17 protein-coding genes are annotated in these 18,664 nt (G+C 52.1%); 7 read left to right on the forward strand and 10 right to left on the reverse strand.

Going from position 1 to position 18,664, the window contains the following annotated elements:
• Positions 1 to 155 precede the first annotated feature (155 nt).
• Positions 156 to 995 (reverse strand): translation initiation factor 3, encoded by an 840-nt coding sequence (locus WNY38_RS12880; RefSeq protein WP_342857752.1) that lies wholly within the window; start codon positions 993 to 995, stop codon positions 156 to 158.
• 201 nt (positions 996 to 1,196) lie between these two features.
• Between WNY38_RS12880 and infC the strand changes: the two genes are divergently transcribed.
• Entirely contained in the window at positions 1,197 to 1,742 is a 546-nt protein-coding gene (gene infC, locus WNY38_RS12885) for a translation initiation factor IF-3 (protein WP_342857767.1), read from the forward strand.
• A 164-nt stretch (positions 1,743 to 1,906) separates the two neighbouring features.
• Here infC and WNY38_RS12890 read toward each other — a convergent pair whose 3' ends face one another.
• From WNY38_RS12890 to WNY38_RS12930, 9 genes are all read right to left on the reverse strand, one after another.
• Complete coding sequence (locus WNY38_RS12890; protein WP_342857753.1) at positions 1,907 to 2,884, reverse strand: molybdopterin biosynthesis protein; 978 nt, start codon at positions 2,882 to 2,884, stop codon at positions 1,907 to 1,909.
• Positions 2,885 to 3,420: 536 nt separating this feature from the next.
• Positions 3,421 to 5,526, reverse strand: coding sequence for an enoyl-CoA hydratase-related protein (locus WNY38_RS12895; RefSeq protein WP_342857754.1), 2,106 nt, complete (start codon positions 5,524 to 5,526; stop codon positions 3,421 to 3,423).
• 115 nt (positions 5,527 to 5,641) lie between these two features.
• Positions 5,642 to 5,869, reverse strand: a complete 228-nt coding sequence (locus WNY38_RS12900; RefSeq protein WP_342857755.1) for a hypothetical protein — start codon at positions 5,867 to 5,869, stop codon at positions 5,642 to 5,644.
• Between the two features lie 35 nt (positions 5,870 to 5,904).
• A complete protein-coding gene (locus tag WNY38_RS12905) occupies positions 5,905 to 6,093 on the reverse strand; it encodes a hypothetical protein (protein WP_342857756.1) in 189 nt (62 codons plus the stop codon).
• A gap of 409 nt (positions 6,094 to 6,502) precedes the next feature.
• Positions 6,503 to 7,639, reverse strand: a complete 1,137-nt coding sequence (locus WNY38_RS12910; RefSeq protein WP_342857757.1) for a FliM/FliN family flagellar motor switch protein — start codon at positions 7,637 to 7,639, stop codon at positions 6,503 to 6,505.
• A gap of 165 nt (positions 7,640 to 7,804) precedes the next feature.
• Positions 7,805 to 10,510 carry an ATP-binding protein gene (locus WNY38_RS12915; RefSeq protein ID WP_342857758.1) on the reverse strand — a complete coding sequence of 902 codons (2,706 nt, stop codon included), beginning with the start codon at positions 10,508 to 10,510 and terminating at the stop codon, positions 7,805 to 7,807.
• Complete coding sequence (locus WNY38_RS12920; protein ID WP_342857759.1) at positions 10,511 to 10,837, reverse strand: hypothetical protein; 327 nt, start codon at positions 10,835 to 10,837, stop codon at positions 10,511 to 10,513.
• A complete protein-coding gene (locus WNY38_RS12925; RefSeq protein WP_342857760.1) occupies positions 10,830 to 11,240 on the reverse strand; it encodes a response regulator in 411 nt (136 codons plus the stop codon). Before WNY38_RS12925 ends, WNY38_RS12920 begins: the two co-directional genes overlap by 8 nt.
• Positions 11,241 to 11,440: 200 nt before the next feature.
• A complete protein-coding gene (locus WNY38_RS12930) occupies positions 11,441 to 12,826 on the reverse strand; it encodes a short-chain fatty acyl-CoA regulator family protein (RefSeq protein WP_342857761.1) in 1,386 nt (461 codons plus the stop codon).
• A 271-nt stretch (positions 12,827 to 13,097) separates the two neighbouring features.
• On the opposite strand from WNY38_RS12930, the gene WNY38_RS12935 reads away from it, so the two are divergent.
• The 6 genes from WNY38_RS12935 to WNY38_RS12960 form a co-directional block, all read left to right on the forward strand.
• On the forward strand, positions 13,098 to 14,441 hold the full coding sequence (locus WNY38_RS12935; RefSeq protein WP_342857762.1) for a substrate-binding protein: 1,344 nt from the start codon (positions 13,098 to 13,100) through the stop codon (positions 14,439 to 14,441).
• Positions 14,442 to 14,623: 182 nt separating this feature from the next.
• Positions 14,624 to 15,655, forward strand: coding sequence for a branched-chain amino acid ABC transporter permease (locus WNY38_RS12940; protein WP_342857763.1), 1,032 nt, complete (start codon positions 14,624 to 14,626; stop codon positions 15,653 to 15,655).
• A 3-nt stretch (positions 15,656 to 15,658) separates the two neighbouring features.
• The gene (locus WNY38_RS12945; RefSeq protein WP_342857764.1) at positions 15,659 to 16,882 is read left to right on the forward strand and encodes a branched-chain amino acid ABC transporter permease; all 1,224 of its coding nucleotides are present in this window, start codon (positions 15,659 to 15,661) and stop codon (positions 16,880 to 16,882) included.
• 13 nt (positions 16,883 to 16,895) lie between these two features.
• A complete protein-coding gene (locus WNY38_RS12950) occupies positions 16,896 to 17,657 on the forward strand; it encodes an ABC transporter ATP-binding protein (protein ID WP_342857765.1) in 762 nt (253 codons plus the stop codon).
• 11 nt (positions 17,658 to 17,668) lie between these two features.
• Complete coding sequence (locus tag WNY38_RS12955; RefSeq protein WP_342857766.1) at positions 17,669 to 18,433, forward strand: ABC transporter ATP-binding protein; 765 nt, start codon at positions 17,669 to 17,671, stop codon at positions 18,431 to 18,433.
• 85 nt (positions 18,434 to 18,518) lie between these two features.
• Positions 18,519 to 18,664, forward strand: a 146-nt coding sequence (locus tag WNY38_RS12960; protein ID WP_342857094.1) for an acetyl-coenzyme A synthetase N-terminal domain-containing protein, incomplete at its 3' end; no start/stop codon positions are given.

Below are 18,664 nucleotides of genomic sequence, written 5' to 3' on the forward strand. Positions count from 1 at the left end.
TTCAACCTGTTCATCCATAAAGAACCCTGCCCTAACGGGCGGGGTTTTTCTTTGAACGGACATGTCCGCTTAAGATATTTTAGGGACATATCCTCATAAAAAAAATCCGCGCGGGATTGCCCTGCACGGATTTAAAATCGTTTTATCGCAAAGGCTTAGAGACCGAGAAGCGTACGTGCTTTTTCCAAAACAGCATTCAACAAAATTGGGTTGTTCTGCGCTTGCTCAAGGGCTGTATTTACAGTTGCTTTTGCTTCGTCACCGATTGGCGCCAAGGCGATGTAGCCTTGGGCGGTCTCAAGATCAAAGCCTTCAACTTGCAATGCTTCGCTTGCAGCTTCTGCGTCGAATTCAGTCACGCCAGCGGTGGCGTCTGTTGCATCCGCAGCCATTTCCGCTGTCGCTTCAGTGGCCATTTCTGTTGTCGCCTCAGCTGTATCGGATGCCATGTCTGTCGCATCCGTCGCCATGTCTGTCGCATCCGTTGCCATGCCTGTAGTGCCTTCAACGACGTCTGTCGCTGCATCTGTGGCCATGTTAGTTGCGTCAGACGTCATGTCTGTCGCGCCCTCGACAACATCCGTCGCTGCGTCGGTTGCCATATCAGCCGCATCGGTTGCCATGTCTGTCGCGCCTTCAACAACATCAGTCGCCGCTTCTGTTGCCATGTCGGCCCCTTTTGTCGCCATTTCGGTAGCGCCATCAACAACGTCAGTCGCAGTATCAGCGACCGCATCAGCTGCGTCGCTTGCCATCTCTGTCGCACCTTCTACAGCGCCTTCGACCACAGCTGTCGCATCTGCTGCCATATCTTTTGCAGCGTCAAGTGCAGCGCCTGCTGCGTCAGCAACTGCATCGCCTGCTGTTTCAGTGGTTTCCGCTACAGATTCGACAACAGCTGATGTTGCCTCAGCCGCTTTTTCTTCTTCTTTACAAGCCGCCAAGCTGAACGCCAGGCCAGTTGCTACAGCAGCAGTCACAAAACGATTGGTCATATCTTAATCCTTACCAAAACAGGTTAACTCTTTCATTACAGGCCATATGACATGCTGTATGTTCAAAGAAAAGGGTGTCAAAAGGCGCAAAAGTCCCCATAAAGGGAAACAAGCGCATCATTGCCGAAATTGAGGTTGTAAGCGCCGCCCAAAAGACTTACTTTTCGCACAGATATCATCAACAGCTTATAGGAGCTTATCATAGCCCGCAGACCTCACAATGCCCCGCCCCAACGCGATACCGGACCTCGGACGAACGAAGCTATTCGTTGCCCAGAGGTTCGCCTGATCGGTGCAGAGGGTGAAAATGTCGGAGTCGTCACGCCTGCGCGTGCGATGGATCTCGCAGCCCAAGCAGGGCTCGACCTCGTGGAAATTTCTCCAAACGCGGCGCCGCCCGTGTGTAAGATCATGGATTTTGGCAAGTTCAAATACGAACAGCAAAAACGTGAATCTGAAGCACGCAAAAACCAAAAGATTATCGAAATCAAGGAAGTCAAATTCCGTCCAGGGACAGATGTGCATGACTACCAAGTCAAAATGCGCAATGTTTTGAAATTCTTGGGTACAGGCGACAAAGTTAAAGTCACCTTGCGTTTTCGTGGTCGTGAAATGGCGCATCAAGATTTGGGGCGTCAGCTTTTGGAACGCGTTGCCGTTGACGTGAAAGAAATTGGCCGCGTTGAAAGCATGCCAAAAATGGAAGGCCGTCAGATGATTATGATGGTCGGCCCGCTGCCAAAATAAGGCATCGCTCAAACACGCATAAAACGGTCGCACGCCCGGACCAATCGGGCGGCACTATCAGACGCCCTCTATAAAAGAGGACCAAGTCTGACAGGGTTACCCTCGAAGCGTCAGGCTTCGGGGGTATTATTTTGTCTGAAACATATGAAATTGCAGCCTCCGTGCTAGGCGGCACCCGACCGAGTTGCGACCAAACCACCAATAGACAGGCGCGCAATGTCCTCATCGGTGATCGGCACACCGCAGATCAAACGTTCCAAAACCAAATCAGCACCGCAATGATCTGGATCGCGCATACAGTCTGGCAATCCTAAAATGGGTACGGCTCCCAACCCGCCTGCGAAAAAATGCGGCCAAGGTGCGGCGGGCAACCCAAGACGCGTCATCACGCCCCCAGCCGCCACAATCGCACGCGGTGCAATATCTTTAATGTCTTGTGTCGGCGTCGCGGTCATGATCAACAAAACGTCGCCTTCCACCTCGATGATGGCTTCTGCCAAGGCTTGCATCGAATGCGATACCAGAGTGCTTTGGATCAGCTTCACCCCAAGTCGATCCAAGCGCATTCGGATGGCGGCCTCACCCTTGGGGTCTGGTGCGCCCTGCACCACCGTTTGAACCAAGCTTGCAGTGCGCGCGATGGCACCGCGGACATAAATGACGTCATGCGCCTCGGCGATCACGCGCCCCATGCTTGACCGTTTCACACCGTAGCTCAAAATATTAACTTGCGCGATTTCGTCACCTTTCGCGACCCTATAAAGCTGAGGGACCGTCACGATGGAGATCACGCCCTCGACCATATTCATCTGCATCAATGCGGCTGTGTCGATGCCGACAACCCCAGCCAAGTTGGCCACCAAACTGACGCGCCCTCGCGGACCAACAACAATACGCACCAAAGCATCATCTAGATGCGGCACCATCGCTTGCGCGATCTTCAGCGCAGCGGTTGACGCGTCGACATCATGCCCTTCAAGGGCGGCCACGGTGATATCCTTGATATTTGCCATCGTCAGCTGAGCGATCTCTTGCGGCCCCAATACCGTTCCTTTTTCCAACACTTTACCTTCAGCCAATGCGATTTCTTCAGCCAAGATCGCACCCTTAGATTTGGTCGTCTCACGTGGTCCAAAAAACATAATTATCTCATATTTCTATGTGTTAGCGCAAAATTCCTTTTGCTTTCAGCCATGCGAGACAGAAACAAGACCAACGCGCTTTCACGCGAGAACTGAGACACTAAAACTCAAAACCAGCCATAAGTGAGGTATCAACACTGACACCAACCTAGGGTGGAGCCTTGAACTGTCTATTTGAACTGTTGTCAGCATAAATCTTAATTTTGGGTCAATATGAACGAGATCCACCAGAGCCGAACCCAAAAAAAGGCGTCGCAGGTGAAACGCACACCCTGCGACGCCTAGGTCATTGCCGACCCACGCACAACAGGTGGGCAACGTTGTAAATGCGCGTTGCATTCACAGGAGGGTGCAAAACACCACCAGATAATAGGTCATCGTTGGTGCATTACGCTCATAAAGTTAAATACAACACCGCTCAGCCTGCAGCTTTGATCTGCATCAAATATTTCGCGAATACCAAAGCTGGAACTAATCCGCCTAGAAGCTGCCGACATTTCTTTTTGACACGACAAAAATTTAAATCTTACAAATAATTAGACGATATTTAGCTGCTCAAGATCATCGCCGTTTTTTATGAGCTCAGCCCAAATTTGAGCAGGTTCCCAAATGTCGGGTGCCTCTGCTGCGAATTCTCGCAATTTCTTTTGCACCACCAAGGGGCGCATAACGTCGGCGGCCAACATCGGTCCGCCCTGCCATCGCGGGAACCCTTTAGCCAAAAGCATTATGGCATCTATATCGAGAGGCCGTCTGGCCAACCCACTTTGCAAAAGGCGTGCGCCAGCATTGGCCTGCGCCAAAATGATGCGGTCAGTTATCTGCACCTCACTCATGGTCACCCGATCTATCCCTGCATCTTCGCGCACTGTGTCTATCAACGCCAGCGCCGCTCGGTCGTCTTGGCGTTGCGGGCCTTTGTCGGTCAAAACATAATCGTAAAATCCGCCGCTGCCCCCGCGCCCGGCCCGGCCTGCGTCATTTAGAACGGTCACTGCCACGCCGGAAAAATGCTCCAATCCGAGCAGATCCATATTGGCGCAGGGTCCAATCGGCATTCCGTATTTTTCCATAGCATGGTCAATGCGCGACGGAGCGACCCCCATAAGCAGCAATACATCTACAGCATCCCAAGCGGCGGTTTGCAACGTATTGGCGATCAACCCGTCATGTGCCAAAACGCAAACGGGAACTTTACCCATTTTGTGCGCCACGGCATGTGCCGTGGCTAAAGCAACATCGGACAGCCCTTCGGTGCACGCAAGTTCCACCACCTTTACCGTTTGCGCAGGAGCAAAGAAATGAAGGCCCAAGAACCGCTCTGGGTGGGACAAATCTCGTGCCATTTGCTCAAATCCGCGATCGCTGAGAGTCGCCAATACTGTGTCTTTTGACACGAATTCTTCTATCCTTAACAAAATTTGCGCGCGCCGTTCCGTTGACCCAGAGGTGGCGTCAATAACCAAATCGCATTTGGACAAACTCTGCAGTTCGCATGCCCCCGAGAATCGTGCCAATATTTTATCGCGCATATTCGGTGTGATGTTGCCTTGCTGCGCGGCTTGATCATACGACCGAACTATTTTGCTTTGCGCCAAAGCCACTTGGTCGGCGTCTGAGGCAAAAACCACAACTTCAAATCCATGATCAAGAGCGACGGCCGCTACGGCCAGCGCCATGCTTGATACCCCGGCAATACCAATAGCAGACACAGGGCGTGCTTGGCTAAGATTTAGGCCAACGGGTCGCGCAGCGCGACGCTCTGCGAAAAAGGCATGGCGCATCGCGCGAATCTGTGATGACTCCAAAACATCTAAGCGCGCAGAATCTTCTCGAAACACGCCAGCTTCAAATGGCAACAATAGAGCCGCCTCAACACAATCGACGATCAAACGAGATGCATTGATATGTGACTTGTCTGCGCGTTCACGGTGCTGAGCGAGTGTGGCCATATAGGCAGCACCATCTGACAATCCAGCGGCGACATCACATGTGCGCCTCGGCGGGGATGTTTCATTTATCAATTTTTGGCAAAACGCAGCCACGTTACGCGAATTGCGCATATCGACGACATCGTCACACAGGCCTAGTAACTTGGTATGTTTACCTGCAACAGACTTGCCTGATAGCATCATTTCAAGCGCCACTGCAGCACCAACCAAACGCGGGAGGCGCTGCGTAACACCGCCTCCCGGCACCATGCCAAAAGTGATTTCCGGTGCACCAAGTCGTGTTTTTGGTCCACAAATGCGATAGTGTGCGGCCAACGCCAAAGCCAATCCGCCCTCAAACACTGACCCCCGAAGGGCAGCGACCACCGGTTTTGAACTTTCTTCGATTGTGCGGCACAATTCGACCAAAGTTGGCGCGGCTTCCAATGTTCCAGCTTTAAGTTGAGACATTTCAGCGGCGGGCAACCCAGTGGAAAATCTTGCGCCTTCTCCACGCAAACAAATAACTTTTACGTTTGGATCGTCTTGCGCGATCTGTAAATTGCTTAGCAAGGTGCGTCGCAGATCAAGCGTCAGAGCGTTCACAGGCGGATTGCACAGTACAATATAAGCGATACCGCCGTCATGGTGCGTCTCAACCAAAGGCCGCTGTGTCTGCTCAGCGGCAGATGTCGCATCAGATGTGATCATATCCTCTCCGCGCTTCCAAATTTCTTACATCATTGCGGAGAGTGACGCCAAAAAGCAAGAACCCTTTGGATTGGTGGGAAAATTGCGCAACCCTGTGCCAAATTTACCCTTTGGATCAATCGCTTGTGTCATTCGATGAGTGTGCGGGATATAGTGTATCAGCGTCACCTTGCTCCAGCGCGCGCTCTAGATCGACGAGATCTTGCGGCAAGGGCAAGCCCATGGAACTCAGTTCAGACAGTTTTTCGCGCAAACGCTCTTGTAAAATATGCCGATCTGCGGGGCGCGCTGCAATTTCGTCTAAGATCATATAGGCTTGGATTTTAAGCGCTTCGAATGCCATGACAGCCTCCCTTTAAGTTTGTAAAATGTGTTTAACTAAACTGGGATATTGTCCCACAGGTCTTCTTCACTGTCACCACCATCCGAATTTTGGGTTTGGGAGAACCCGCCGGACAAGTGTCCGTTCTGCTCGTGCAACTTGGATTTCAACTTTTCGGCAACGACATCATTTACCACCAGTTCATCGATAATTTGATCAATTTTGGCATCGGTTTTATTGGACATTATGTCCTCCTGAAGTGTTTAAATTGAATTGAACGCTCAATGCATTTCGAATTTGGCAGATCATAAGCTGAAAACAGAAGTATAGGGCAAAACATCTCGGCACTTCTTATCCATATCATCGCCACAAGTTTTGCAGACACCGCGGTCGTCGCTTTGATAGGCTTTAGCACGGCATCACTCTTGATGATCTTGACGCGCGCCCCGCCGACCTTAAGCTTTCCGTCATTTCGGCTTGGCCGATTTCAGTGACAAGCAGTTCGAATTCCTTTGAATTTTCTGATTTCAAACCATTTTTGATTTCATTAAATCCAACAATGGTGAAGTGGCTTTTGATTCTAAAAATCCGCCCGTTGCCTCCCTCCTTTGTGAAAAGGATCGCTCAAAATGATTTGGGCTGCCTTGATGCAGGTCAATCAAGAGATGGCAAGTCACCCATAGCAGGGAAATTGGACATATCACCTAGATCTCCCAGAGAAGGTAGATCAGTCCCAATATCTCCAAGCGGTGGCATATCACCGGACATATCTCCCATGGCAGGGAAATCAACCAAACTTGCAATCTCAGACCCAAAGTCGTCGGACAAACCATCTTCCTCGAGCGCAGGAAAACCCGTATTTCCGATGTCGGCCATGCCAAAGCCACTCAAGTCAGACCCTTCGTCGCAGTCGCTATCAAAACTGGCGGGTGCATTTAGATCGACGCGAATGGCACGGTGACCGTTCACCTGCCCCAATCGACCGAATGACACGCGACGTCCATCTGCCACGACCTCAACACGCATCAGCGCCTCATGCGGGATTGGAATTACCATACCGACAGCCAAGTTCGCCACATCCGACAATGGCAAAGATACGCGATGCAAAACTGTATCGAGATTTGCTTTTGTCTTCATCACAGAGGTTTTAAAGTCTCTTTGCCAATCCGATTGCGTTCCCGGAGCAGGCTTGGGCTTGGGGCGAAACGCGGGATAGATGAACTTGATTTCACCCGTCCGCAATCCGCGCCCCATATCAACAGAAATGCTAAACATTCTGTAACGAATGTCATCAAAGGCAATGGGAATTGATCGCGTCTCAGACAGCTGCGCTGCTGTGCGATACCCATCAACCTGAGGTGGGTCGGCTGCGTCCTGAACAATCTTCTCGAAGTGTTTGAGCATTTGATCAATCAACTCGAAACACATCACGGAATCTGTTGACGTCGGCTTGCGTTCTTCTGGCGCGTGTTTTTGTACGTTCCCAGTGGTCAACTGCTCAACAACAGATGTGGTGACCGCGAGGCTAAACACAGCCAAACCGTAAGCGTTTTCAGGCCCTTCAAGCAAAGCCAAAAGGGAATTGTCAGGGATCTGATCCGGTAAGCGACTTGTAGACGTCAGCTCCTCTACCACGTTCGTCACCTGCATCACCATTCCCGTGCCGGCTTCAGCAGCTTTTGCAGCCGCCAGGCGCAGTGCTTTAGCAGCTGACATAGCTGTTACATCAGGCGGAGGACGCCCGACGCCAGCCTTGCGGCGCATCGCAGAAATGAGATCATCATCAGACATCGGGATGCAACTTTAGGGTATCTATATGGTCTATGCTCAATTCAAAGTCCCCAAATGGGTTTCTTTAACTTTTGACCAGACGAGGTAAATAAATCATTTATTGAAGAGCACTAAATCTACATTAGCGTCATTTTTAATTCACAACGAAGGCATCCCAGCGCGCGCTCAACGCCCTTTATGATGCACACGAGGCAAATCGATGCGAAATGCCGCCCCACCTTGCCCGGGCAGATATGAAATTCTACCACCCAAGTTGGTCACAATTTCACGGCAAATTGCCAAACCAAGCCCCGCGCCGCCCGCTTTGGCGTTATCACTCAACCTCGAAAATTTTTCAAAAATGACGCTTTGCTTGTGCTCAGGGATACCAATGCCGTTATCGGAAAAATCAATTTGAATGTGATCATTGAGCAAACGCCGCACAGTAATGCGCAGCGTCGGAACCTCATTCGCGCAATACTTGCGGACGTTGGCGATCAAATTGATGAAGACCTGCGCCAGACGATCGGTGTCCGTTTCTATCGCAATATGTTCACTCAACGCATTGCGTTCTATCAACAAATCTCGTCCCTCGAGCCCTTGCGCCGTAGCTTCCAAAGCGCGCTTGATCACATCATGTAAATTGGTGCGGGACCAGTTAAGCGAGACCTGGCCATTTTCCAGAACTGATAAATCCAATAGGTCGTCCAAAAGCCGCGTCAAACGCCGCGCTTCGTCGTGAATGATGCCAGAGAACCGTGTCAAACTCTCAGAATCCATTGGTTCAGACGATTGCCCTCCATCGCGCAGGATTTCAGAGAACGCACGGATCGAGGTCATCGGGGTCCGCAACTCATGCGAAATTTGACTCAAGAAAGCGTCTTTTTGAATCGATAGCTCGGTGAGCTTATCATTGGCTTCGCGCAGTTTGCGTGCCGTACGGGCCAGTTCTTCTGATTGTTGTTCAAGCTGGCTGGAGTGTTCCAACATTTGAGCCGTTTCATCTGCAACGGCCATCAAATCCTCGACCGACACAACAATACCACCTGCGATTTGCCCCAACATCGCATGAGCGGTGGCCGCACCTACTGAGCCCGCAAGTTCGCGTTCCAAACGTTCCAAAAACTGCGGGGTGGCGTCGGGCAGATACCCTTGCTTTCCTTGGGCTTCTGCCTCGGCCTGAAACAGTTTTTGCGCTTCCAATGCGCCAATAATTCGCTGCGCCATCACAAGTAGATCTTCGGCTTCAGCTGTACCGTGCGTCCAGCTGCGCGTGGAGCCCGAATGATCGAATACATTGACGAATTGTGCCCCTTGCAAGCGCTCAACAGGGCGCGGAAATGACACTAGCGAGCCCAATAAAAAAGCGCCTGTGTTCAACGCAAGCGACCAAACAACGGCATGCACGACAGGATCAACGCCCATCACGCCAAACAAAGCTTGGGGGCGCAGAAGGCGAGCCCCAAAAGGTCCATGGGCTAACAGGGTTTCGGTGAAGCCGGCAGCGTCACCGAATGATGGCAAAAACATCGTATAGGCCCAGACCGTGAAACCAACCAAAAGCCCAGCAATCGCCCCTGTGCGCGTGGCGCCGCGCCAAAAAATGCCGCCAAGCATAGCAGGCAAAACCTGTGCGATACCCGTGAAAGAAATCATTCCAATCGCAGCCAGGGCCTCAGAGCCGCCAGAGAGGCGAAAATAGAAATACCCCAGCGCCAAAACACCCGCAATAGACAGCCGCCGCGACAGCAAGACCACAGAGCGCACATCGCCCGACATCGTGGCGCCGTCCTTGCGAAACGACAGCCAAATGGGCATCACGATGTGGTTTGACACCATGGTCGACAACGCAATCGCCGCGACAATGACCATCGATGTGGCAGATGAAAATCCACCCAGAAAGCTAAGTGTTGCAAGGCCTTGTTGGTCATACTTTAACGGTAATGTCAGTACAAACATATCGGGATTAGATGTCGCGGGCAGCACATCCAACCCCACCACCGCGATGGGTATCACGAACAATGACATGCCGAAAAGATACAGCGGAAATGCCCAGCCTGCGGTAAACAAATGCCGCTCTTCTGCGTTTTCAACGACCAAGACCTGAAACATCCGCGGCAGGGTCAAGAAAGCCGCTCCAGACAAAATCGTAAGCGTGATAAACCTTGTTCCATTTATATTAACCTTGGACACAGGCGAGGCATCAATACGGGTCAACATATCGCCCACCCCATCGCCAATGCCCCACACAACAAAGATGCCAACCCCGACGAGGCCCAGAAACTTAACCACAGCTTCCAATGCGATCGCCGTCACGACTCCATGGTGGCGCTCATTCGCGTCCAAATTCCTTGTCCCAAACAAAATCGCAAACAGCGCCAGCCCAGCGGCCACCCACAGGGCTGTGTTGTTCAAATCAGGCACAACAAGTCCACCAGGATTGGCCACGCCGAAAACAGCAAAGGACAAAGCAACAGATTGAAGTTGCAGCGCAATATAGGGCGTGGTCCCGACCACCGCCAGCACTGTCACCAAAACACCTAAAGTGGTCGATTTGCCGTAACGCGAAGAGATTAGATCGGCAACAGAGGTGATCCGCTGCGTGCGTCCGATCCGCACAAGTTTGCGCAAAATCCACCACCAGCCGATCATCACCATCGTCGGTCCCATGTAAATGGTCGCGAATTCAAGGCCCGAGCGCGCCGCATAGCCAACGGCTCCGTAAAACGTCCAAGCGGTACAATAGATCGACAACGACAGCGTATAAATGGCAGAAGAGCGTAACCAGCCAAGTTGTCCTCGCTCAGCGCGTTTTTCAGCCCAAAATGCCACAGCAAACAAAAAAACCGCATAACTCAGACAGGCTAAGACAAGAAGGTTAAACGACAACATTTAAGATTTTCCGCCGTCAGAAACATCCCTGCGAGCAGGGTCGGCAGGTTTTCCCCGCGCGTCATCACGGTCTGGCGTTTCATCGCGCGTCAAAGCACGCGCAATCAACCCCGCAGCAACAATGGCACCGATCCAAACAGAAAAGACATGCACATAGCCTCGGACGCCACCGCCAACGGGTTCATCGCTTTCAGCTCCGCCCCAAAGTAGCGGCACTAAATATAATAAAAACAAAAAGATAGGCAAAAGTCTTTGTGCATCGATCAAACGCCGTCTGCGGTAAGACGCACGCTCTAAATACAGCGGAGAACGCCGTGGTTCATTCATCGTTCGACGCATCCGCAGTCGGAGGTTTCGCGGGCTGTGATGGCACCAATGCATTCACAGCATCCAGCATATCTGAGTTGGAAAACGGTTTTGTCATGAAGGCCGACACACCTACGGCCTGTGCCATGTCACGGTCTTTTTTCTGACCACGCGCAGTAAGCATTAATATCGGCAAGTCCACGTGATCGGACAAGCCACGTAACTCGCGTAAGATATCAAACCCAGATTTGCCTGGCAGCATTACATCCAAAATGACGATGTCGGGGCGTTTTCTAACCACGGCAGAGACTGCAGAAGAGCCGTCTGAGTGGGTTTCCACAATCCACCCGTCACGCGATAAGATAAATCTAATCGCTTCAATAATGTTTGGTTCATCTTCGATCAGCAAGACGCGTTTGCTCATCTGACTGCCCCTCTCCCAATACGTTTGCAAAGACTAAAAATCTTTCAAATCGCGTGTCACTTCGCTTTAATCCAAGCACTTTGCCTCTTTCTTCTCCCAAAGATCGAGTCAAAAACAGTGTATATTTAATCCTGCTTAGGACGCTTACTGCGTTATGTCAAAGCGTGTTGTGCCTTGTACATCTGTGCCCAAGACGCTTTTCAGGCTTTATTTTCGACCAACAACAAGGACGGCTCGCGTCGTGCAGGGCAGCCCACACGCGCGCAAACACGGCAGTTGGTGCCAACCTCGACGACATCCCCAGAAATCTGAGACGCCGTCAAATTTTTCCCGTTCGGCAAAGTCGCAGTCGCGACATCCAATGGAACAAAAAGCATCGTAGCCTCAACAACCTCGGGTGCATCAAACCCAGATTGAACGACGGGCTGGCAGACGGCATAGGCCAAAAATTGACGCGGAGGTTGACCCATTTGTTCGATCACACGCCGCACAGGCGCCAAGGGCCGCAACAGCGCTTGGTACAACGGCCAAAGCGGGCAAGCTGCGCCAAATCGGGGAGGCGCAAATCCATCAAGTGGCTTGCGAAACGTTAAAGTTCCAGACCCGTCGCAAGTCACCAGCCCAAGATCGGCGCGCCCCTCGGCAGGCGGTAGTGTTGCAAGTCTACGCATCGCGGCGGCTAAATCTGCACCGGTTCGTTGCGCCAAGACCGCCGGATCAGGACCGCATGCGGCCAAGACATCGTCGACGACTTCAATCGGCATCACGGCAGCATCAGCATGGGCGCGGGTCAACCAACGCTCCGCCATAGATCTGGATGCAGGCGAGGTCAAAAGGTCGCTTTGCAGTGCAACATCTGCGCTTTCTTCTAAGGTTTCAGCAACATTATCGAGAGCATCATCACGCGCTGCGATGTCTGGCAAAGCATAGGCAGTGCTGGCCAGCCAGCTTTCAACTTCGTCTAATGGCGCATTTGGTGCTTCGTCGACTTTTCCGACCGTATCAAGATAGCTCACCAATGCCTGCGACCCCATCGCCAAACGCTGGCTGTCTTCATACATATTACGATGGAACCTTACTTGCCATTCGGGATCGATATCACCACCGTTGTTCAAAATCCCAGCAGTGGACCGGATCGCAGTCACGGTCGAAATCACCTCGTGCAAGGCGTCAGACAAGAACGGGTCATGCGCCAATCGGTCACTGAGCGCCTCGACACGTCGTTCCAAAGTGGTGATTTGCTCACGTTGCTGCACCACAAGACCAGCCCATCCCGAGAACCGTCCCGCAAACTCTTCAATACGGTCGGTTTCAATCGGGTTCTTTACCGCACCGCTCTCAGCCACCGCGTTTTTCAATCCGTCAATCAAAGGGGCCTGCGCACCTTCGGTTAAAGCAGAGACTTCAACTTTGAGTTCACGGGCCAAATCGACAAGCAGTTTGCCACCGATTCTGCGTCGGTTGTGCTCGATAAGGTTAAGGTATGCTGGTGAAATACCGACTGTTCGGGCCAAATCAGCCTGTTTCAGGCCTTCTAAAGACCGTCGTTCACGAATGCGTGTTCCTGTTAGCGCTGCGCGTGGCATAGTTTTCCCGTGTTCTTTCAATGGTTTTCTGCAGTCGCGACACGACAATGCTGCGAACGCGCGAAAATAAATTTACAACAAAATAAAGTCATCTGTGTATTTGTTAACAAAAAAATCTTTTAAACAAAAGCACTTGTTGAGTCATTTTCACTTCACCCGCAATACTTGGACATCCTGTTAACAGCTCATTTGCTAAGGGCGCGGCAGGGAACGCAAGATAGGCGCGAGGAGGCGCAGATCTTGCGGACTGAAACCCTAAGGGAGGATTTCCATGTCCAATTCACTTCTAACGCGGCGCGGTCTGCTAAAGACAAGTGCCGTCGCTGGCGCGGGTCTTGCACTGCCCACGATTTTCACATCCGGTGCCTCGGCGTTCACCAACGAGCCAATGGGTGGCACTGTCACACTTGGTTTTAACGTGCCACAGTCTGGTGCTTATGCAGATGAGGGCGCAGATGAGTTGCGTGCATACGAGCTTGCAGTTGAGCACCTCAACGGCGGTGGCGACGGCGGCATGCTCAATACATTCAGCTCGAAAGTGCTGGAAGGCAACGGCATTCTTGGCAAAAAAGTCGAGTTCGTCACAGGCGACACGCAAACAAAATCTGATGCGGCGCGTGCCTCTGCAAAATCCATGATCGAAAAAGACGGCGCAGTGATGATCACTGGCGGCTCGTCTTCTGGTGTGGCGATTGCGGTTCAAGGTCTGTGCCAAGAAGCTGGCGTGATCTTTATGGCGGGTCTCACACACTCAAACGACACAACAGGCAAAGACAAAAAAGCGAATGGCTTCCGCCACTTCTTTAACGCTTACATGTCTGCGGCAGCATTGGCCCCCGTGCTTGAAAAACTTTACGGCAAAGATCGCACAGCCTACCACCTGACGGCCGATTACTCATGGGGCTGGACCCAAGAAGAATCCATCGCAGCCGCGACCGAAGCAATGGGTTGGAAAACAGCTGAGAAAGTGCGCACGCCGCTTGGCGCTGGTGACTTCTCATCCTATATCGCGCCTGTGTTGAACTCTGGCGCAGATGTTTTGGTCTTGAACCACTATGGCGGAGACATGGTCAACTCTTTGACAAACGCTGTGCAGTTCGGTCTGCGTGACAAGCAAGTGAACGGCAAAAACTTCGAAATCGTTGTGCCGCTCTACTCTCGTCTCATGGCGCGCGGTGCTGGTAAAAACGTGGCAGGTATCCACGGATCCACAAACTGGCATTGGTCTTTGCAAGACGATGCATCCAAAGCTTTCGTGAAATCCTTTGGCACCAAATACGGTTTCCCACCATCCCAAGCGGCACACACCGTTTACTGTCAAACACTACTTTACGCAGATGCTGTGGCGCGTGGCGGATCGTTCAACCCATGTGCAGTCGGCGAAGCGCTCGAAGGCTTCGAATTCGACGGTTTGGGCAACGGACCAACACTTTACCGTGCGGACGATCACCAGTGCTTCAAAGACGTTCTGGTTGTGCGCGGTAAAGAAAACCCAACATCCGAGTTCGATCTTTTGGAAGTTGTGGAAGTCACACCTGCGGCGCAAGTTACATACCCTGCTGACCACCCGATGTTTGCTGGTGGTGCATTGGGCGCTTGTAACCCAGGCGCATAAGGGACTTTGGTTTTTGCCAAGTTTCGGCTGGACGCGCGGCTTGCGCGCCCAGCCAACATAATAAAAAGCGACCCAACGACAACAACTCAACCAAAATCTGGATCTTTTCCATCGCACTGCACGGGGCATTTTCCCGCGCGGAATGAGAGAAATTTGCCGGAAGAAATGAACAGGTGGGGACCATGGACGCCATCCTACTGCAGATCCTAAACGGGCTCGACAAGGGCTCGGCCTATGCGCTGATTGCGCTTGGGCTTACACTTATTTTTGGCACGCTTGGCGTGGTCAACTTTGCGCATGGCGCGATCTTTATGATCGGGGCTTTTTGTGCGGTGACACTGTCGCGTATTTTGTCGATTTCGTTTGAAACGATTGATCCGACAAAGACCGACTTTCTTGGCAATCCTGCCACATTCAAAACACCCTATGTTGAGGCGTGGTTTGGCCCTGAATTTGGTGGTGCGTTGATCGACTGGGCTGTGCCCCTTGCGATCATTTTTTCCATTCCGGTTATGATTGCCGTTGGTTTCATCATGGAACGCGGGTTGATCAAGCATTTCTACAAGCGTCCTCACGCGGATCAGATCCTTGTGACCTTCGGCTTGGCGATCGTGTTGCAAGAAGTGATCAAGTACTTCTACGGCGCCAACCCCATTTCGACCCCTGCCCCTGAAGTGTTCAAAGGCTCGTTCGATTTTGGCGTTATGTTTGGATTTGATCCGAACGCAATCATCTACCCCTACTGGCGCATGGTCTATTTCCTGTTTGCAGCTGTTGTGATCGGCGGCGTATTTTCCTTCTTGCGCTTCACCACCTTCGGGATGGTTGTGCGTGCAGGCATGGCAGACCGCGAAACTGTCGGCTTGCTTGGCATCGACATTGATCGTCGCTTCACCATCATGTTCGGCTTGGCGGCCGCTGTCGCGGGCATGGCGGGCGTTATGTACGCGCCTATTTTGTCGCCGAACTATCACATGGGCATGGACTTCTTGGTGCTGTCCTTTGTGGTTGTTGTTGTTGGCGGCATGGGCTCATTGCCTGGTGCTGTGGCCGCAGGGTTCTTGCTTGGCATCCTTGAGAGTTTTGCGTCTATGAACGAAGTGAAATCCATTCTTCCCGGCATCGACCAAATCGTAATCTACGTCGTCGCCATCATCATTCTATTGACCCGCCCACGCGGATTGATGGGCAAACGCGGCGTGATGGAGGAGTAAACCATGCTTGGATTAAACAAAACTGACTCAAAGTTCTTGCTGATTGTCATCTTGCTGACTTTGTTTACCCCCTTCTTGATGCAACCTTTTGCAGCGGATTCTGGTCTTGACCAGTTCAACGGCGGCTACCCTGATTTGATGCAAAAAGTTGCTATCTTTGGCATCTTTGCTGTTGGGTTCAATATCTTGTTTGGCCTTACTGGCTACCTGTCCTTTGGCCATGCGGCCTTCTTGGGCATGGGGTCTTACTCGGCCGTGTGGATGTTCAAACTGCTGACCATGAACGTGATCCCTGCCATTCTTTTGGCGATGATCGTCTCTGGCCTTTTGGCTGTGATCATTGGCTACATCTCCCTGCGCCGCTCTGGGATTTACTTTTCGATCCTGACGCTGGCTTTCGCGCAAATGTGCTACAAGATGGCCTATTCCGTGCTGACACCAATCACCAACGGTGAAACAGGCTTGCAGCTATCTTTGAGCGATCCGCGCATCTTGGATGGCGCCACGGAAAGTTCTTCTTTGCCTGTAACCAATCTGTTTGGTTTGGCGATGAACAGTTCTTACAAACTTGAGGCACTGAACCGCGTGTTCACCTTCAATGTTGGCTTTTACTTCTGTGCTGTCATCGCGATCATCGCGTTCTACATTGCCATTCGCCTGTTCCGCTCGCCTTTCGGGATGATGCTGCGGGCTGTGAAATCCAACCAACAGCGCATGAACTACATGGGCCTGAACACCAAGCCCTACACTTTGGCAGCCTTCGTGATCTCTGGCATGTATGCTGGTCTGGCTGGCGGTTTGCTTGCGGCGATGGACCCTTTGGCGGGCGCTGACCGTATGCTTTGGACGGCCTCTGGCGAGGTTGTCATCATGACGATCCTTGGTGGTGCTGGCACATTGATGGGGCCGGTGTTGGGCGCAGGCGTGATCAAATACCTTGAGAACATCTTCTCAAAGATTAACGAGACGGTTTTGCATTCTTGGTTCCATTGGTTGCCTGATGGTTTGGAAGAGGTTGTGGTTTGGGTCTTTGCGCGCTTTACTGGCGAAGGCTGGCACCTCACTTTGGGTCTGACCTTTATGTTGGTCGTGACCTTCCTACCGGGTGGTCTGGTTGAGGGCATCAAGCGCATCAAAAAACTGATCAACCGCGGGGACAAACCCAAAGACAAATTGGATGCCCCCGACCCCGAGCACACACCCACACCGTCAAAAACCGTCGTTTAAGGAGTTATCAGATATGGGAATTCTTGAAGTCAAAGGCGTCGGAAAACGGTTCGGTGGTTTGCAAGCCTTGGGAGATGTCAATCTGTCGGTGCAAGAGAACACAGTCCACGCCATCATCGGGCCAAACGGGGCAGGCAAATCAACTTTGCTCAACTGTTTGGTCGGCAAACTCATCCCAGATACGGGGTCAGTAACATTCGATGGCAAATCCGTTCTGGGGCGAAAGCCGCATGAAATCAATCAGATGGGCATCAGTCGTGTCTTTCAAACCCCTGAGATCTTTGGCGATCTAACGGTGATGGAAAACGTGTTGATCCCCTGTTTTGCCAAACGCGATGGCGCGTTTCGGATGCACGCCTATGAGAGCATCGAACAAGAACCAGACATCATGAACAAGGCCGAACAAATGCTGATCGATGTCAATATGATCGACAAGCGTCACATGAAGGGTTCATCCCTGTCGCGCGGTGACAAACGTCGCCTCGAGATGGCCATGTGTCTGGCGCAAGACCCGCGTCTGTTGTTGCTCGACGAGCCGACAGCAGGCATGGCACGCGCTGATACAAACAACACCATCGATCTGCTCAAACAGATCAAAGAAGAACGCGATATCACCATGGCGATCATCGAACACGATATGCATGTGGTCTTTTCCCTTGCCGACCGCATCACCGTTCTGGCCCAAGGCACCCCTCTGGTTGAGGACACGCCGGACAACATCAAAGGCCACCCAAAGGTTAAAGAAGCCTACTTGGGCGAAACGCAGGAAGTTTAGGAGCGCTCATCATGGCTGAAAAACAGTACACACCCGCCACAAATATCGCCGCGAACCATGCTGAAAGTGCGCCTGCGTATTTCTCGGTCTGGGACCTGCACGCCTACTACGGCGAAAGCTACATCGTGCAAGGCATCTCGTTCAACGTTCATGAGGGCGAGATTCTTGCTCTTTTAGGTCGCAATGGCGCGGGCAAAACCTCAACCTTGCGCGCCATTGCCCGCCTCGATGAACCGATGCTGACCCATGGCGAAATTTGGCTTGATCATCAGCACCTGCACACGATGAAATCGCATGAAGCGGCCATCGCAGGCCTTGGTCTTGTCCCCGAAGATCGGCGTATCATCGCGGGGCTCACAGTCGAAGAAAACCTGCAACTGGCACAAATCGTCGAACCCATCGGTTGGTCCTTGGAGCGCATTTACGAGTTGTTCCCACGCCTGCGCGAACGCCGCAAACAAGAGGGTGTGACCCTGTCTGGTGGTGAACAACAGATGCTCTCCATCGCCCGTGCTTTGGCGCGCGACATCAAGGTGCTGTTGCTGGATGAGCCCTATGAAGGTCTTGCCCCTGTGATCGTCGATGAGATCGAAAAAACGCTTCGGATCATCAAGGCGCAGGGCATCACGACGATTTTGGTCGAACAAAACGCAGTTCGTGCATTGAACCTTGCGGATCGTGCGGTCATCCTTGACACAGGGACCGTTGTTTACGACGGCTCAGCCAAAGAGGTGCTCGAAAACGAGGCCCTGCGCGCTGAATACCTCGCAATTTAAATAATGCCCTGCCCTCCATAGTTTGGTCGGCGGGGCAAACCGCACTGCCACCGTGCACACCAACAATATTCTGGGGAGGACGATCATGACGACGAAGACTTATTCACCTGATGCCGCATTTACGGCGTCTGCTTATGTTGATCGCGCGGGATACGATGCGATGTATGCGGCGTCTGTGGCGGATCCTGAGGCGTTTTGGGGCGAGCAGGGCAAAATCTTGGATTGGATCGA

The sequence above is a fragment of the Pacificibacter sp. AS14 genome (assembly GCF_038899935.1).
In the GTDB taxonomy this organism is placed as follows: domain Bacteria; phylum Pseudomonadota; class Alphaproteobacteria; order Rhodobacterales; family Rhodobacteraceae; genus Celeribacter.

Coding starts and splice junctions, on each gene's coding strand:
- WNY38_RS12955 (WP_342857766.1), top strand. CDS start 17,669: ATGGCTGAAAAACAGTACACACCCGCCACAAATATCGCCGCGAACCAT.
- WNY38_RS12935 (WP_342857762.1), top strand. CDS start 13,098: ATGTCCAATTCACTTCTAACGCGGCGCGGTCTGCTAAAGACAAGTGCC.
- WNY38_RS12905 (WP_342857756.1), bottom strand. CDS start 6,093: ATGTCCAATAAAACCGATGCCAAAATTGATCAAATTATCGATGAACTG.
- WNY38_RS12895 (WP_342857754.1), bottom strand. CDS start 5,526: ATGATCACATCTGATGCGACATCTGCCGCTGAGCAGACACAGCGGCCT.
- WNY38_RS12915 (WP_342857758.1), bottom strand. CDS start 10,510: ATGTTGTCGTTTAACCTTCTTGTCTTAGCCTGTCTGAGTTATGCGGTT.
- WNY38_RS12925 (WP_342857760.1), bottom strand. CDS start 11,240: ATGAGCAAACGCGTCTTGCTGATCGAAGATGAACCAAACATTATTGAA.
- WNY38_RS12950 (WP_342857765.1), top strand. CDS start 16,896: ATGGGAATTCTTGAAGTCAAAGGCGTCGGAAAACGGTTCGGTGGTTTG.
- WNY38_RS12880 (WP_342857752.1), bottom strand. CDS start 995: ATGACCAATCGTTTTGTGACTGCTGCTGTAGCAACTGGCCTGGCGTTC.
- WNY38_RS12945 (WP_342857764.1), top strand. CDS start 15,659: ATGCTTGGATTAAACAAAACTGACTCAAAGTTCTTGCTGATTGTCATC.
- WNY38_RS12940 (WP_342857763.1), top strand. CDS start 14,624: ATGGACGCCATCCTACTGCAGATCCTAAACGGGCTCGACAAGGGCTCG.
- WNY38_RS12910 (WP_342857757.1), bottom strand. CDS start 7,639: ATGTCTGATGATGATCTCATTTCTGCGATGCGCCGCAAGGCTGGCGTC.
- WNY38_RS12890 (WP_342857753.1), bottom strand. CDS start 2,884: ATGTTTTTTGGACCACGTGAGACGACCAAATCTAAGGGTGCGATCTTG.
- WNY38_RS12920 (WP_342857759.1), bottom strand. CDS start 10,837: ATGAATGAACCACGGCGTTCTCCGCTGTATTTAGAGCGTGCGTCTTAC.
- WNY38_RS12930 (WP_342857761.1), bottom strand. CDS start 12,826: ATGCCACGCGCAGCGCTAACAGGAACACGCATTCGTGAACGACGGTCT.
- WNY38_RS12900 (WP_342857755.1), bottom strand. CDS start 5,869: ATGGCATTCGAAGCGCTTAAAATCCAAGCCTATATGATCTTAGACGAA.